Origin of the sequence: Sphaerospermopsis sp. FACHB-1194 (assembly GCF_014696235.1) — a bacterium.
Taxonomy (GTDB): domain Bacteria; phylum Cyanobacteriota; class Cyanobacteriia; order Cyanobacteriales; family Nostocaceae; genus Sphaerospermopsis; species Sphaerospermopsis kisseleviana.
In genome coordinates, this window is sequence record NZ_JACJPU010000042.1 from 1 (window position 1) to 16,962 (window position 16,962).

The 16,962-nt window shown below is 37.8% G+C and carries 12 protein-coding genes and 1 pseudogene; 8 read left to right on the forward strand and 5 right to left on the reverse strand.

Features of this window, described 5'->3' with window-relative positions; translation table 11 throughout:
- Nucleotides 1–200 precede the first annotated feature (200 nt).
- Nucleotides 201–1,796 carry a S8 family serine peptidase gene (locus tag H6F45_RS20185; protein ID WP_190348206.1) on the reverse strand — a complete coding sequence of 532 codons (1,596 nt, stop codon included), beginning with the start codon at nucleotides 1,794–1,796 and terminating at the stop codon, nucleotides 201–203.
- 216 nt (nucleotides 1,797–2,012) lie between these two features.
- Between H6F45_RS20185 and rpe the strand changes: the two genes are divergently transcribed.
- Nucleotides 2,013–2,720: a ribulose-phosphate 3-epimerase gene (gene rpe, locus H6F45_RS20190; RefSeq protein WP_137668261.1), complete on the forward strand. Its 708-nt coding sequence runs from the start codon at nucleotides 2,013–2,015 to the stop codon at nucleotides 2,718–2,720.
- Nucleotides 2,721–3,096: 376 nt separating this feature from the next.
- Here the strand turns inward: rpe and H6F45_RS20195 are convergent.
- Nucleotides 3,097–3,303: pseudogene (locus H6F45_RS20195) on the reverse strand (winged helix-turn-helix domain-containing protein); the annotation flags it as partial.
- A 443-nt stretch (nucleotides 3,304–3,746) separates the two neighbouring features.
- Here H6F45_RS20195 and H6F45_RS20200 point away from each other — a divergent pair.
- A complete protein-coding gene (locus H6F45_RS20200; protein WP_190348207.1) occupies nucleotides 3,747–4,610 on the forward strand; it encodes a M23 family metallopeptidase in 864 nt (287 codons plus the stop codon).
- Nucleotides 4,611–5,026: 416 nt separating this feature from the next.
- Nucleotides 5,027–5,629, forward strand: a complete 603-nt coding sequence (locus H6F45_RS20205; protein ID WP_190348208.1) for a peptidoglycan-binding domain-containing protein — start codon at nucleotides 5,027–5,029, stop codon at nucleotides 5,627–5,629.
- Between the two features lie 61 nt (nucleotides 5,630–5,690).
- Here H6F45_RS20205 and wecB read toward each other — a convergent pair whose 3' ends face one another.
- Nucleotides 5,691–6,806 (reverse strand): UDP-N-acetylglucosamine 2-epimerase (non-hydrolyzing), encoded by a 1,116-nt coding sequence (wecB, locus tag H6F45_RS20210; RefSeq protein ID WP_096564962.1) that lies wholly within the window; start codon nucleotides 6,804–6,806, stop codon nucleotides 5,691–5,693.
- Between the two features lie 303 nt (nucleotides 6,807–7,109).
- Nucleotides 7,110–7,481 (reverse strand): hypothetical protein, encoded by a 372-nt coding sequence (locus H6F45_RS20215; RefSeq protein WP_096564960.1) that lies wholly within the window; start codon nucleotides 7,479–7,481, stop codon nucleotides 7,110–7,112.
- An 881-nt stretch (nucleotides 7,482–8,362) separates the two neighbouring features.
- Between H6F45_RS20215 and H6F45_RS20220 the strand changes: the two genes are divergently transcribed.
- From H6F45_RS20220 to H6F45_RS20240, 5 genes are all read left to right on the forward strand, one after another.
- The gene (locus H6F45_RS20220; RefSeq protein WP_190348209.1) at nucleotides 8,363–8,698 is read left to right on the forward strand and encodes a hypothetical protein; all 336 of its coding nucleotides are present in this window, start codon (nucleotides 8,363–8,365) and stop codon (nucleotides 8,696–8,698) included.
- A 90-nt stretch (nucleotides 8,699–8,788) separates the two neighbouring features.
- Entirely contained in the window at nucleotides 8,789–9,556 is a 768-nt protein-coding gene (locus H6F45_RS20225; protein WP_096572527.1) for a circadian clock KaiB family protein, read from the forward strand.
- A gap of 208 nt (nucleotides 9,557–9,764) precedes the next feature.
- Nucleotides 9,765–10,517, forward strand: coding sequence for an MBL fold metallo-hydrolase (locus tag H6F45_RS20230; RefSeq protein WP_190348210.1), 753 nt, complete (start codon nucleotides 9,765–9,767; stop codon nucleotides 10,515–10,517).
- Between the two features lie 97 nt (nucleotides 10,518–10,614).
- Nucleotides 10,615–11,715, forward strand: a complete 1,101-nt coding sequence (locus H6F45_RS20235; RefSeq protein ID WP_190348211.1) for a tetratricopeptide repeat protein — start codon at nucleotides 10,615–10,617, stop codon at nucleotides 11,713–11,715.
- Between the two features lie 105 nt (nucleotides 11,716–11,820).
- Nucleotides 11,821–12,390 carry a hypothetical protein gene (locus H6F45_RS20240; protein ID WP_190348212.1) on the forward strand — a complete coding sequence of 190 codons (570 nt, stop codon included), beginning with the start codon at nucleotides 11,821–11,823 and terminating at the stop codon, nucleotides 12,388–12,390.
- 169 nt (nucleotides 12,391–12,559) lie between these two features.
- On the opposite strand, the gene H6F45_RS20245 is transcribed toward H6F45_RS20240, so the two are convergent.
- Nucleotides 12,560–16,891, reverse strand: a complete 4,332-nt coding sequence (locus H6F45_RS20245; protein ID WP_190348213.1) for a HEAT repeat domain-containing protein — start codon at nucleotides 16,889–16,891, stop codon at nucleotides 12,560–12,562.
- Between the last annotated feature and the right edge of the window lie 71 nt (nucleotides 16,892–16,962).

A 16,962-nucleotide genomic window follows, 5' to 3' on the forward strand; every position in this document is an offset into this window, starting at 1 on the left:
TGACTCCTGACTCCTGACTCCTGACTCCTGACTCCTGACTCCTGACTCCTGACTCCTGACTCCTGACTCCTGACTCCTGACTCCTGACTCCTGACTCCTGACTCCTGACTCCTGACTCCTGACTCCTATGCCCTCACGGAAAGACTTTCTCAGCAACCCCTAGTTATAATAAGGTGATTTTAACCACTATTATCAAATAGCTAATTTCCGGGAACTGTCCACCATGCTAAGGAATAAGCTTGAGTTGGTTCGTTGACTTGTTGTTGAAACTGCACACGAATTTTATATTTACCATTAGCAGGCACAGGACAAAAAATATGCTCTACATTGTCAATTTCACTCACAGAAGCACAAGTAGAAATTTCCGTTTTTTGTCCATCTGCTGATACTAGAAATAAATCTAGATCATTTAAACCTTTATCTATAAAAGTTTCATCTTCATCATATAATTGATTTTGGTTTTTATCATTTAATTCTACTAATCGATCCCAAGTTAAGGTGACAGCAACAAAACTATTTTGTTTTAATGGTTTTTCTAAACTATATTCTAAGGCAGAATTAGCATTAATTTTGTTATAATCCCAACCAATAGCCGGAACAGGTGTGGTAGGTTGCCATTGACCAAACATAAATTGTTGATAGGCACGAAAGGCGTTTAAATGTCCAGCACCCATTTGATCATCTAAGGGAATTTTGGGATTTTTGTAAGCATCGGAAATAAACCAATCTCGATTTTGCTTATCAACTAAAGTCCTGGTCATTCCCAACCGCAAACCATCACCACTGTCTTGAATTTTTTCGGCTGAATTTAATAATACAGCTTTCATAACTTGATGATTTCTTGCATCAATAGTCCAATTTGGTTGTTTAATTCTTAACTGTCTATCGGCAAATTCTTGTAATAATGCAATGGTAGCTGTTAGGTGAGGAGCAGCAAAACTTGAACCTGTAGCGTTGTTTAATTTACCATCGGGATTAATTACAGGAATATTACTACCAGGAGCAACTAAACCGATGGATCTGCGTCCACCAATATTAAATTCTTTACCTGCGAGGCGATCGCCTACTCCTTGATTATTTCCTGCTAAATTAGAAACATGAACTTTATTAAAAATTCCCTCCCTAGCAGATGAAAAAGCCACGTTAATTGCGTTAAAATTATCTGTAGGAATGGGAATCCCACCTTTGCCTTGATTTCCGGCGATCGCATACACCACATTATGCACCCGACTTGACCAGTCAATACATAAAGTCAGCAAAGCTTGACCATCTAAAACCGCATTTGGTCGAGGATCACGGTACAAAGGTTCACCAAAACTAAAGTTAATAGCACGAACATCACCACCATTTTGTAATGCTATATGTTGAGTGGATAAACACTCTTCCGCTTGACCCATATTTCTGGTAGATCCCACCGCAGAAGAATATAATTTTGCGTCTGGTGCAACTCCTGTCCAAGCTTTATCTTTACTGATCATCACCGTAGCCACATTATAAGCATGAGGGTCTACACCAGAATTTGATTTAGCTGGTGTATTGCGTAAAAACACAGCTACAGGAGAAATAGCGCGATTTTTAGAGACTGCTTTATCTAACCCAAACATACCAGGACGACCGATTTCTACCTGACCGATCGCAATTTTGCGCCCAGTTAAATTGTATGGTGGTTGATGTAATTTAAGTGCATCAATACCATTACTGCCCAGAGAACTGCTCAACTTTACAAATGCCAATACAGGCACAGTTAAACAGGAAACAGCCAAACCGCAGATTATCCAGAATTTTTTCATAGTCATTAGTTATTAGTCCCTAGTACAGCACGGCGTAAATAAACCAACCATTCTCAATCGCTAAAAAGCTTACGACCTATTATTTTTGACTTTTGACTTTTGACTTTTGACTTCCGCGAAGCGGTACTAGTCCCCAATCACCAATCCCCAATCACCAATTTCCAAAAAATCCATATTTTGTTACAATGCCTACAGACAAGGACGATTAAGAACCCGCTAACCATGACCCAAAACCCATCTCAAAAGCCTATAGTTATCTCTCCATCTATCCTATCAGCAGATTTTAGTCGTCTGGGTGACGATATTCGTGCTGTAGACAAAGCGGGAGCAGATTGGATTCACGTTGATGTAATGGACGGACGTTTTGTACCTAATATTACAATTGGTCCTCTGGTTGTGGAGGCGATTCGTCCGATTACAACCAAACCTCTGGATGTCCATTTAATGATTGTGGAACCAGAAAAATATGTAGAAGGTTTTGCTAAAGCTGGTGCGGATATTATTTCTGTACACGCTGAACATAACGCTTCACCTCACTTACACCGGACTTTGGGACAAATCAAAGAACTCGGTAAACAAGCTGGTGTTGTGCTAAACCCCGGTACACCTTTAGAATTAATTGAATACGTACTGGAACTGTGTGATTTAGTGCTAATTATGAGCGTTAACCCCGGTTTCGGTGGACAAAGCTTTATTCCTAGCGTAGTTCCCAAAATTCGTAAACTGCGTCAAATGTGTGATGAACGCGGTTTAGATCCTTGGATCGAAGTTGACGGTGGACTCAAAGCCAATAACACCTGGCAAGTTTTGGAAGCCGGCGCTAATGCTATTGTAGCGGGTTCTGCTGTGTTTAACGCTCCTGATTATGCAGAAGCAATCAATAACATTCGTAACAGTAAGCCTCCTACTAAGGAATTAGCGGCTGTTTAATTGAATACTGTTAACTGAATATAGCGTTTCCCAGTCTCATGAGGTACACCCTAATTTATTCTCACTCAATTCCCAATTCCCAATTCCCAATTCTCAATTCCCAATTCCCTAAGATAAAAAACTCTGTACCTCACTAACTTGGTAAATGCTATTTTACTTAAATCCTCGATTTCTTTGGGAAGTCGGGGGTTTATTTTTTTGATGAAATCTGGATTTTAGATCCCCGACTTCTTTTTTAAACTTGTCAATAATGAATAATGCCAGTATTTATTATGGGATAAGGGTTTTATTTAGTTTCTGTAAATTACTTGACAACTCAGTGATGGATACGTTACTATATTTTTCTTTTTATCACTCTTAAACTAAATGCGCTCTCGTCCCAAAACCATACCTGTAAACGCTCTGGGGCTGATTTTGTTATTCTTAAAGATTTGGCTAATTTCTCTTTAAATAATCTACATTTCTCTGGATTTTGTTTGTCCTCTAGACTGTACTTTGCCCAAAGGTAAACGTAATTTTTTCTCTCTAAAATTCTCCTTACTTGCGAACTACTTAACTTTATTCCTGTCTCTATTGCTAGATAGGGGTTGCTGAATAAACCTAAAACCTTGATATATCAAAGGTTAGAGGCTGATAAACACAGAAATTAGTGCAAGGGTTTTGAAGGGTATACCGGAAAAAGTGTGCATTTTTTGGGATTTCAAGAGATGGCAAAGAAATTTTCAAATCTTCTCCTGACTCCTGACTCCTGACTCCTGACTCCTATGCCCTCACGGAAAGACTTTCTCAGCAACCCCTAGATATGTCGCTAGTCTTGATGATGTCCATCTGCCAAATTCATATCCACATTCATCAGGGTTCGATAAAGTATGTCCACCAAGTTCCGATACTTGATCGGGCGTGGTTTTAGCTTACTCGATTTTCTTATAAACATACCGCATGGTAACAATTTTCCTGATACTAGGTGAGTAATGCTGAAACAGCAAATAAAGAACTTTAGAAAAGAACTTGAGAGTAGAGTTTTTTATGAACAAAAATACTATTTCTCGATTATGTGCTTATATCTTGATAGGGTTGATATCTTTAACAACTGTTATTAGTACAACTACCTCTGCATTACCTCCAGTAGTCAAAGCTTCCGCAGTTAACCAAACTCCTTTACCTAGTAGCAACTTAATTTGGCCGACTCAGGGGATAATTTCCCAAGGTTTCCGTAAACATCAACATGAAGGAATTGATATTGCGGGTGCTATGGGAACTCCTATTTATGCGGCTGCATCTGGTAAAGTGGTAAAAGCTGGTTGGGATGATTGGGGATTAGGTAATTTTATTGAAATTAAACACCCCGATGGTACTATGACAGTCTATGGTCACAATAATCGTTTGTTAGTTAGCAAAGGTCAAACGGTGACTCAAGGACAAATTATTGCAGAAATGGGATCAACAGGTAACAGTACAGCGCCTCATTTGCATTTTGAATTTTATCAAAATAGTCGATTAGCAATTGATCCTCTGAAACTTTTATCATCTTCCACCACTGCTAAACTACCCTTAGATAAACCAGTTTCACCTTCACAACCCGTTCCCATCAATGTTTCACCCGTAAAAGTTAATCACGAATGTACTGGAATTATAGTGATCACAGGTGAAACTGCAAAAGCTCGTATTCAAGTCTGTAACGAAAATGGTCAACTTTTTTATATTGGGCAATTAAAGCAAGATACGAGTCAAGCTGTCAAGATACTTGCTTGGAATGTTGGTGAAAATAAATATCGAGCAGATAACGGTTCTTTTTCTTACTTAGTTAGTCCAGAAAAAGTAGAAGTATGGCGCAATGGTAGTCAAATTCGTTCTGATAATTTTGATAATTTCCAGCAAGCTAGTAATTAGGGTTTGCTGAATAAACTTAAAACCTTGATAAATCAAGGGTTTCAGGTGGAAAATCAGGAAAAAAGTGCAAGGGTTTTGAAGGGTATACCGGAAAAAGTGTGCATTTTTTGGGATTTCAAGAGATGGCAAAGAAATTTTCAAATCTCCTCCTGACTCCTGACTCCTGACTCCTGACTCCTATGCCCTCACGGAAAGACTTTCTCAGCAACCCCTAATTAACTAGCAATTAAAAATACTGTTTAGTTCAGTATGTGATGATTACTTAAAAATACGGTACTGTGACAGTTGAAAGGCCGGAATAAGGTATTAACAACTCTGCTAAATTAGGAGTATAAAATACATCTAGATTAAATCTAGAAAAAAGCAAAGTCATTTTTTGCAATATCCCAATTATTTACATAAAGGAGCAGAAAATCATGGAATATATGGCTTATTCCTATATGTACATGGCTAATGAAGAGACTCCGGTTAATTTAGAATTGAATTTGCCCAAATTGCAGTTTAATTGGCAAAAATTACTCAAGTCTTCTGCTTGGTTAGCGTTAGCTGGTGTGAGTATTTTTGTTGCTTCCCTTGCTCCCCTTCAGCAAGCTTCCGCCGAATATGTCAGAACTAATGGTAGTTGTTTATTTATCCGTAGGGGTCCTAGCACCGCTAACTCATCTGTAGCTTGTGTACCTAATGGTACAAATATTGGCAATACTGGTAATGTGAGAAATGGTTTTGCTCAAATTACTTCTGGACGTTACCAAGGATATTATGTTGCGGAAAGATGGCTAGGTACTACTCCTGGTAGATATCGTCGTCATTCTGGGGTTGGTGTTGGTGGTCGAGTATTATTAAGACCAGGTGCTAGAGGTGAGCGTGTGAGAACTGTGCAAAGAGCTTTAGGGATCAGAGTTGATGGTGTTTATGGATCTAGCACTGCTAGTGCAGTTCGCAATTTTCAACGCCGAAATGGTTTGCTTGTAGATGGTATAGTTGGTCCTACTACTCGCAGGGCTTTGGGTATCAATTGATAATTGATAATTGATAATTGATAATTGATAATTTACCCAATTACCAATTACCAATTACCCATTACCAATTACTAATTCTCAAATAATTTTTCACAATTTGCAAAATGCGTTCTGCTGCATGGCCGTCACCAAAGGGGTTAATAGCATTAGCCATTGCTGTATAGGCTTCTGGGTTACTCAGTAACTCACTAGCAGCAGTAACAATACTTTCAGTTTCCGTTCCCACCAGTTTAGCTGTCCCTGCGGTGACAGCTTCTGGTCTTTCTGTGGTGTCTCTGAGAACTAACACGGGTTTACCAAGACTGGGAGCTTCTTCTTGTAAACCACCGGAGTCTGTTAATAAAAGGTGCGATCGCCCTATTGCTCCTACTAATTCACCATAATCTAATGGTTCTGTCAAAAAGATCCGGGGATGTTTACCCAATAATTGCTGTAAGGGTTCTCTCACAGTGGGGTTTTTGTGTAAAGGCAGTAATAAAGCGGTATCAGGAAATTTGTCTAAAATCTGTAAAAATGATTGGGCGATCGCTTGTAGTGGTTCACCCCAATTTTCCCGACGATGCACTGTAGCCAAAATTGTCCGATATTCACCCCAGTTTAAACCTGGTATCTCACAAGCTGGGTTGGTTGCAGCCACATTCAATAACGCATCAATTACTGTATTACCCGTTAAGTGAATTTCTCCTAAAACTCCTGAAGCTTGCAAGTTTTCCACAGCTAAGGAAGTAGGGGCAAAATGTAATTGAGTAATTTGGGAAATTAACCTTCTATTTGCTTCTTCTGGATAAGGATTAAATAAATCATCAGTTCTTAACCCCGCTTCCACATGACCCACGGGGATTTTTTGATAAAAAGCTGCCAAAGCAGCTGCAAAAGCAGTTGTTGTATCTCCTTGGACTATAACTAAATCTAAATTTAGTTCTTTAAATAAAGCTTCTAAACCTTGCAAACTCCTACAGGTAATATCATTGAGAGATTGTTTAGGCTGCATAATCTCTAAATTATGATCTTCCTTGAGGTTGAATAGCTGCATCACCTGTGCAACCATCTCCCGATGCTGTCCTGTAAGAATAACCTGTACTTTCACATCTGGAGAACTTTGGAAAACCTGAATTACTGGTGCTAGTTTAATCGCTTCAGGACGAGTACCTAAAATAATGCCAATTTTTTTAGTCATTAGTTATTAGTCATAAGTCATTAGTCATTAGATATTAGACATTAGACATGAGACTTTTGTCATTAGTTATTAGTTATTAGTTATTAGTTATTAGTTATTAGTTATTTTTACCCAATCACCAATCCCCAGTCACCAGTCACCAGTCCCCAGTCACCAGTCACCAGTCACCAGTCACCAGTCCCCAGTCCCCAGTCACCAGTCCCCAATCACCAGTCCCCAGTCACCAATCACCTGTTCCCTCAAACATGAAAAAACCCGGCTTAACCGGGCAGATGCACTGTTTGTCGAATTTAGCAATGTTATTTATTTGAGTTCGCAAGTTAAAGGACAAGCAGCATAAACCGTGGTTTGCACTTTTTCTGCTTCACCATGTAGCCAGCTTAACCATTTAACTTCCTTGGGATGAATGCCTTTAGCAGTTAGTACACCAGCCACGATCAAAACTGTCAAAACATTGAACATGATTAAACCACCTGCTACCAGCAACACAGCACTGACAGGCATTACAGATTGTAGGACTATCGACAACAGGCATCCGACCGTAGCCATTACTACAACTAATGGAAAACCGACAACCAACAAACATACTGCCAATGTGAAAGTCCAGATTAAAAAGCTTTTAATCATTAACAAGGAGTAGGTCTTCCCTTGATTAGAGCTTTGAGCCGAAACCATGACTTTTCCTCCCAAATACACAGCAAAGTTTAAATTTGAATTTCAGTTGTGCCTCGCTGTTGACGAGTTAACTGTTTTGATTCAGTGAAATCCAGTATATAGAAACTTATGGAAAAGATGAGCATTTCTTTACTAAACTTTACAGTTTATTTTTTGTAATTATGGATATCTCCTCAAATGCCCCTTTGTGTAGTCAGTCTTGCTTGAGCATATATCTTGAGGAATATAACCTTGTGGAGAGAATAGTCCAATCATGATCTCCGAAATTAATGACCTGCTTTACTTAACATTTCTTATCAAAATTAGGATTGCTTCTCATAATTCAAGAGACTGGGCTGAAAAAGTTATGCAGGACTGATGCAAAACAAAACGAAAGCAGGGGTAATCATGAATTACCCCTACGTAAGAATCAGGTTTTTAGTCCAATCTTGCCTAAGTCCTAAGTAGAAAGGCGTAAAAAACCGAAGTATGTAGGGGTTGCTGAGAAAGTCTTTCCGTGAGGGCATAGGAGTCAGGAGTCAGGAGTCAGGAGTCAGGAGAAGATTTGAAAATTTCTTTGCCATCTCTTGAAATCCCAAAAAATGCACACTTTTTCCGGTATACCCTTCAAAACCCTTGCACTAATTTCTGTGTTTATCAGCCTCTAACCTTTGATATATCAAGGTTTTAGGTTTATTCAGCAAACCCTATGTAACTAAAGGTAAAGTTGCCGCAAATCCTCTTCCCTGCTGCCTTCCATAGCTGACAAATTTCTCATCTGGGGGTAGAAAAATTAAGTATTTGTAATTTAAGGTAGAAAAATTGCGTAGCATTACAGAAATATTTATGTTTTAATACTGAAGGTTAACCTGTGTAAAACCAGGTTATATTGATGAAGATATATGACAGAATTACCATCTCGCAATCTACCACCCAAACCACCAGCACCACCAGCGCCACCGGTAGCAACATCTATGACACAACGTAATAATACACAAATGTTGCAGAATCCCAGAGTAGGTTCACCAGCTGGCAATGCACCACCACCAATGGCAGCACCAAGGGCAACAGTTCCGGCAACTTCTAAACCACCTGCGGGACTGACCCTAGCTCAAATTGTGCAAGAAGCTTTTGATCAAGGATATTCTGACGTTCACTTGGGGATAGGTGAAATACCCCGTTTCCGTAACCGAGGAGAAATTCAAGTAACGAACTATCCAGAAACGGATGATAGTTGACAGTTGATTGGGAAACATAAAATTGATTACCCAGTCACCAGTCCCCAGTCACCAGTCCCCAGTCCCCAGTCCCCAGTCCCCAAAAGCATAATGACCAAGCTAACCACAGACAAACTATCTCCACCCCAGTTGTTTAAAGGTATTGCTCTTTTTACACCAGGGGGAGATTTAATTTACTGTATTGACCCTAGTAAGCAAGGTCGATGGCATTTACATCTGTGTGGGGCTTTGCAGGAAATTCTGGATTTATCAGAGCCGCCGCATTTTTTAGTACCTTGTTATACGGCTACTATTGATCATTGGTTAAATCCACGGACACAACAAGTACAGACTTTTGCGGAAGCTTATCCGGCGGTGATGCGTCATCAGTCGGTGCTAAGGGCAATTTTTGGGACGGGGGATATAGTGTGGCAAACAGCACCTTGGCAAGAGGGTTTGTGCGATCGCATGGTGTTAGCTACTTATCGTTCTTCTTTTCCCCAACTCTGGGAAGATCATGATTTAATTGTGCGTTTAGATCGTGCAGATATACCATCCCGATATCAGCAAAATCATTTACATCCACAACAGGGAAAATTGAATGGTCAAGGTTATGTATTGCGTTTATTTGTGGCTGGACATAGTATGAATACTGAGCGCATTTTAGAAAATTTACACGATTTATTAGAGCGATCGCTTGGTTATCCTTACACCCTCAAGGTAATTGATGTTTTAACACATCCAGAGCAAGCAGAAATTGATCAGGTTTCGGCAACTCCTACACTCGTTAAGGTTTGGCCTCATCCAATTCGGCGTATAGTAGGAGATATAGATAATGTGGAAAAACTATTACAAATATTAGGAGCGAAGGATAATTGACAATTGACAATTGATAATTGACAATTGATAATTCGTAATTAACAAGCTGTGTATTCGTGTTTAAAATCAGCGTGATCAGTTCGTAAAACTATCATAAATATTATAATAAATATTATAACAAATATTATAATTAATATTATAATTAATATTATAATTAATATTATAATTAATAATAAAAATCAGCACTACTCTTACTACCTTCAAAGTTATGTATTTCACTTGGTTAGACAGCAATAGTTGGTTAATGGAAATTGGTGGACAGCGGATACTTTTAGATCCTTGGTTGGTGGACTCATTAACCTTTAATAATTTAGATTGGTTATTTAAAGGTTCTCGAACGCAAGATCGACAAATACCAGAAAATATAGATTTGATTTTGTTGTCTCAAGGTTTGGAGGATCATGCACATCCCCCCACTTTGAGAAAATTGGACAAGAATATTCAAGTTGTCGCGTCTCCCAATGCAACTAAAGTAGTAAAAGAATTGGGTTATAAAAATATAACCACTCTTGATCATGGTGAGATTTTCACTTTAAATAATCAAGTAGAAATTAAAGCTTTTCCCGGTTCTCAAATTGGACCAACTTTGTTAGAAAATGGTTATCTGATCACAGAGTTAGCAAGTGGTGGAAAATTGTATTACGAACCGCATGGAAATCACTCAACACAACTCCAGCAGTTTGCACCAGTAGATGTGGTAATTACACCAATTATTGATTTAAGTTTACCTTTGGGACTACCAATAATTAAAGGAATGAATAGTGCTTTAGAAGTTGCTAAATGGTTACAACCGCGAATTATTCTTCCTACTGCTGCTGGTGGAGATGTTCAATTTGAGGGTGTATTAAACAACTTTTTGCAAGCAAAGGGAAGTGTTGAAGAATTTCAGGGATTATTAGAAAAAAACAATTTAGCTACGCGAGTTATTGCAGCTAAACCTGGTGAACAGGTAACATTTTAGGAAGTAGGTGACTGGTGACTGGTGATTGGGAAAAAGATAAATAACGCAATTACCAATTACCAATTACCAATTACCAATTACCAATTACCAATGATAAATGGATTGGATTACTTTATTGCGATCGCTACAATCTGATTTTATTAAAAGATTAAATTCTGGTTGTTTACTGCACTGTGAAACACCAGGAAATCATAGTGAATTAACTATTATTTCAGGAGAAAGATTAAAAACATTAAGAAATTTTTGCTGGTTAATGGCCGAAAAATATAAACGTACTTCCCCAGTTCGTAACGTTTTTATTAGTAATCTTAAAGGTAAATTAGGTGAAGAAGTTGTTAAAGAACGTTTAGCAGATTTAATTACAGAAGTTGATTATGAAAAACGCATGGGAGGAGATGGAAGACATGATTTTACACTAACTAAAAATCCGGAAATTCGTATACAAGTTAAATCTCGTCATGGTACAATTGAGCAGGTAAGATGGTCAGTGAGCACAGAGGAAGTTGAAAAAAATACAGTTATTGTTTGTATTTTAATTAAACAAGAAGTTAATGAAGCACAATCAGAATATCATTTATTTTTAGCAGGATTTTTACCTACAACAATGATTAAATTAAAAACTGGTAAAATTTCCTTTGGTATCCATCAATTATTATACGGTGGAGGTTTATTATCTTATTTAGAAAATTTCCCCACTGCTATAGATAATGATCATATAGATTCACAAAATCCGCAGATTTTCTATGAACAGAAAAAAATAATCAAAGAAATTGAATCACAGGATGATTTTCTTGACAATAATGATGATATTATTGATTATAAACATCGAGGTAATATTCGTTATGAATTAGGGGAGTATGAAGGAGCAATTGAAGATTATAATCAGGCAATTAAGATAAATGCTAATGATCAAGATATTTATTATGATCGTGGTAATGCTCATTTTGATTTAGGCAACTATGAAGCAGCAATCAATGATTTTAGTAAAGTGATCAAAATTAAACCTAATTATACAGATGCTTATTATCATCGAGGAAATGCCAGATTAATTATAGGAGATAAACAGGGAGCAATTGAGGATTTCCAGAAAGCAGCGGATTTGTATTGGCAAAATGGAAAAATAGAAGAACATAAAGATACTCAAGCAATGATTTTAGATTTAGAAATTGAAGAATCCTTAGATATTTTAAATTTTTAAAGAATGTCAGGAGTCAGGAGTCAGAATATTTGTAATCATGTTAAGAAACCTGGTTTCTGCGTGTTATATTTGTAATATTCTTGTTAATGACCCAGGTGTGTGAATATGATTTTCAATTTTAAAAAAAGTAGTGCTTTGTTAGCTTTATTTATCCTAGTTAGTAGCAGCTATTTTCATGATGTTGCTCAAGCATCGGTAAAAAATCAGCCGCAGGTAATAGCAAAACAGCAGGTTAATAGTAAAACTGCTCAACCCCATCCAGTTTTTAAGTCAATTTTGCCCAAATTAAAGAAAAATACGAAAATTACAATTTTATTACCTAACTATATTCCTGGTTTAGAAGGAGAAAACCCACTTTACGCAATTATCGAAACAGCTAACAAAAATAAGTATGATATTTTATTAGGATTTAGCCCTGATTGTACTGGAGGTACAGCGTGCCGTCTTGGTATGATTAGTGCGGAAGCTATTAATAGTAAAACCCCTAGACTGACTGGTAAAGCGGTATCTTTAGCTAAAGGTACAACTGCTTATTTTGTAGATGCTAAATGTGGTGCTAATTGTTCTGATTCTACCTTAACCTGGCGACAAAAGGGAGTACAGTACACTATTGGCATAAAAGCAGGTAAGCAGAAAGATTTGGTAGAAATGGCTAAGTCTGTGATTACACCATAGTTAATTTTGAATTTTCCAAGTATGGGAAAAACCTCTCTCTCACCCTCTCCTACAAGGAGAGTGAACAAGAATAACTGTTATTAATAGAAAAAGAGAAATTAAAGCCTCTCCCCCACTGGGGGAGAGGTTTGGAGAGGGGTCAGATTATTTTCGTTGAACTCCCATTTGTTTAATTTTCCATTTTTTGTTGCCAAGCTGCATAAAATTTAGGATAACTCAGATTTTGGGCAAAGTTCCAGAAAAGTTGATAAATGTTATAGTCAAAACTATCATAAGACCTTTCATAAACATCTTTTGGTAAATATTTCTGCAAATTGGTAATTACCATTGTCATTTGTTCAATTTCTGTAATTTTATCTAAGCTTCCAGCCGCCATATACTTGGTATATTCATCATCAGAATTGCCGATTAAATCAACCAAAGCCTGGATAGCATATTCATTGCCATTTCCTATTTCTCCTAAGCTTCCAGCCGCCATATACTTGGTATATTCATCATCAGAATTGCCGATTAAATCAACCAAAGCCTGGATAGCATATTCATTGCCATTTCCTATTTCTCCTAAGCTTTCAGCCGCCATATACTTGGTATATTCATCATCAGAATTGCCGATTAAATCAACCAAAGCCTGGATAGCATATTCATTGCCATTTCCTATTTCTCCTAAGCTTTCAGCCGCCATATACTTGGTATATTCATCATCAGAATTGCCGATTAAATCAACCAAAGCCTGGATAGCATATTCATTGCCATTTCCTATTTCTCCTAAGCTTTCAGCCGCCATATACTTGGTATATTCATCATCAGAATTGCGGATTAAATCAACCAAAGCCTGGATAGCATATTCATTGCCATTTCCTATTTCTCCTAAGCTTTCAGCCGCCATATACTTGGTATCTTCATCATCAGAATTGCGGATTAAATCAACCAAAGCCTGGATAGCATATTCATTGCCATTTCCTATTTCTCCTAAGCTTTCAGCCGCCATATACTTGGTATCTTCATCATCAGAATTGCGGATTAAATCAACCAAAGCCTGGATAGCATATTCATTGCCATTTCCTATTTCTCCTAAGCTTTCAGCCGCCCTTCTCTTGGTATCTTCATCATCAGAATTGCGGATTAAATCAACCAAAGCCTGGATAGCATCTTTATTGCCATTATCTATTTCTCCTAAGCTATCAGCCGCCCTTATCTTGGTATCTTCATCATCAGAATTGCGGATTAAATCAACCAAAGCCTGGATAGCATCTTTATTGCCATTTCCTATTTTGACTAAGCTATCAGCCGCCCTTATCTTGGTATCTTCATCATCAGAATTGCGGATTAAATCAACCAAAGCCTGGATAGCATCTTTATTGCCATTTCCTATTTTGACTAAGCTATCAGCCGCCCTTCTCTTGGTATATTCATCATCAGAATTGCGGATTAAATCAACCAAAGCCTGGATAGCATCTTTATTGCCATTATCTATTTCTCCTAAGCTATCAGCCGCCCTTATCTTGGTATATTCATCATCAGAATTGCCGATTAAATCAACCAAAGCCTGGATAGCATCTTTATTGCCATTTCCTATTTCTCCTAAGCTTTCAGCCGCCCTTATCTTGGTATATTCATCATCAGAATTGCCGATTAAATCAACCAAAGCCTGGATAGCATCTTTATTGCCATTATCTATTTTGACTAAGCTATCAGCCGCCGTTATCTTGGTATATTTATCATCAGAATTGCCGATTAAATCAACCAAAGCCTGGATAGCATCTTTATTGCCATTTCCTATTTCTCCTAAGCTATCAGCCGCCCTTCTCTTGGTATATTCATCATCAGAATTGCCGATTAAATCAACCAAAGCCTGGATAGCATATTCATTGCCATTTCCTATTTCTCCTAAGCTTTCAGCCGCCCTTCTCTTGGTATCTTCATCATCAGAATTGCGGATTAAATCAACCAAAGCCTGGATAGCATCTTTATTGCCATTATCTATTTCTCCTAAGCTATCAGCCGCCCTTATCTTGGTATCTTCATCATCAGAATTGCGGATTAAATCAACCAAAGCCTGGATAGCATCTTTATTGCCATTTCCTATTTTGACTAAGCTATCAGCCGCCCTTATCTTGGTATCTTCATCATCAGAATTGCGGATTAAATCAACCAAAGCCTGGATAGCATCTTTATTGCCATTTCCTATTTTGACTAAGCTATCAGCCGCCCTTCTCTTGGTATATTCATCATCAGAATTGCGGATTAAATCAACCAAAGCCTGGATAGCATCTTTATTGCCATTATCTATTTCTCCTAAGCTATCAGCCGCCCTTATCTTGGTATATTCATCATCAGAATTGCCGATTAAATCAACCAAAGCCTGGATAGCATCTTTATTGCCATTTCCTATTTTTCCTAAGCTTTCAGCCGCCGTTATCTTGGTATCTTCATCATCAGAATTGCCGATTAAATCAACCAAAGCCTGGATAGCATCTTTATTGCCATTTCCTATTTCTCCTAAGCTATCAGCCGCCCTTCTCTTGGTATCTTCATCATCAGAATTGCCGATTAAATCAACCAAAGCCTGGATAGCTTGTTGATGATTTGTTTCTGGGATAACTTTTGTAGCTGCGGTTGCTAATGTGTCAGTGAATCTTACCCAATTTTGTTGATCTTTGTCAAAATAACCAAAGCCATAGCGAATAAGTTTTTCTACAATTTGATCTGATAACTGACATTCTTTAAATTGATCAATTCCCGCAGCAGCTAATAAGAAAGCACGATATTGATAAAATTCACCACATCCATCCTGAAAACTGCATAAAGCTTGAATAAATGCTTCTTTTTGTTCCTCATTTACATCATCTCTTCCCAACCACAATAAAATTACTTCTTTCCACTGGGGTTGAAAAATCCGATATGTACCTTGACTGGGATTTTCAGCATTATGATGGAAAAAATATGTCCAATTATCAACAGCTAAAGCTGCAAAATATTCCTCAAAGGTAGCATGATAAAAAGCATAAACCTTTTGAGTTGGTGATTCTGCGGCTATACCCACATGATTTAACCAACCCAGTTTTAAAGCCGGATAAAACAGGGAATTTTCATCATCAGGATCTCCCAATTCTTTAATAATAAAATCCTCACGCAAGCGAAACCGCGAACCACCCGCATCTATATCTCGTCGTGCTAATTTACCTAAACCTGTATTTAATTCTCGTTGTTGTTGTTTTTTAGTAGGAAATTGATTGATTTTCCAGTTATAAATATAATTGACAAACTGTTGATATAGTCCCGCTTTGGTTTCTGGTAAATTTCCTTCTTCCCGTTGCCAAATACTACACAACAGCGTCAACCGCAAAGGATTTTGAATCAAATCTTGCAACCGTGCTTTTTCTGTTTTACCTAATTCTTTTTTTAACCTTTCGCCTTTTTCACTTTCTTCTTTATTGCCAAACCAATTATTAATAAACTGATGCACTTGTGAGGGATAATCAAAATCAAGTAAGCGATAGGTTTCAAAATCCGATAGTGCATTAACATCAGCTTGCCACACATTCAACCGACAAGTTAACACCACCCGCGTTGTCTGCTGTATCGATCCTTTTAACTGCTGGGCGATAGTTTCTAAAGGTTGGTGAAACTGAGTCCCCACAGACATTTCATCAGCACCATCCAACAGCAACCACACCCGTCCCTGTGCCATTTGCTGCTGGAAATCTGCTTGTGTTTCAGGAGTCAATTCTGTAGCTGAAACAGCCTGTTTTAACCAAATTTCACAAATATATTGTTGTAAATTTATTTCATTACCATTTCGTCCCAAATCTGCCAAAGAAATCCAAATTGGTAAACCTAAATTTTGATCTAAAATCCAAAATGCAATAGTTTGTAGCAGCGTGGTTTTCCCAGCACCTGGTTCACCTATTAATGCTACTTGTCTTCCTTTGGTTTTACCTTCTCCCTTTTCTAAAATTTGACTTAAAAAAGCCCCATGTTCAAATTTTTGTTCTTGTTCATAGTTTGGTTCATATAACTGTGTTCCTGCGTCTGGTGGAAAGTCACCTTTATCTCGTTTTTCTACTTGCTTACGCTGCACCAATGCTAAGGGTACATAAATCTGTTCTCGTTTTTTTTTCGTGTCTTCATCTTGGTGCAACAGTTGATTGCTGGTTGCTTGCTTTGGCAACATTCCACGGCAGATATCTGGCCAGTTTATGGAACTGTCTCGTTTTTTTTCTGGTGGAACTGGGGGAGTATCTTCCGGGGGTGTGGTGTCAATTAAATCATCTAGGTTTAAGTTTAAAGCTTTAGCTATGGCTTCAGCGTATGGTCTATCAACATCCTTTCTAGCAAAAAACCGTTTTACCGTGGCTTCTGAAACATTAGATGCTGTAGCAATATCTGGGTATGTCCAAAGTTTACCTTCATGGTTTGTTTTACTAGCCTTAGCCTGTATAAGCTGCTTTTTCCCCTCCTCATTGACTCGAACAGTATCACGGTTGCGTTTTGGACTCATATTTAAAAATTAATATCTGTGATTAATATATTGAGTTGATTATAGCTTTAAATAACATCTTGATTGACAGA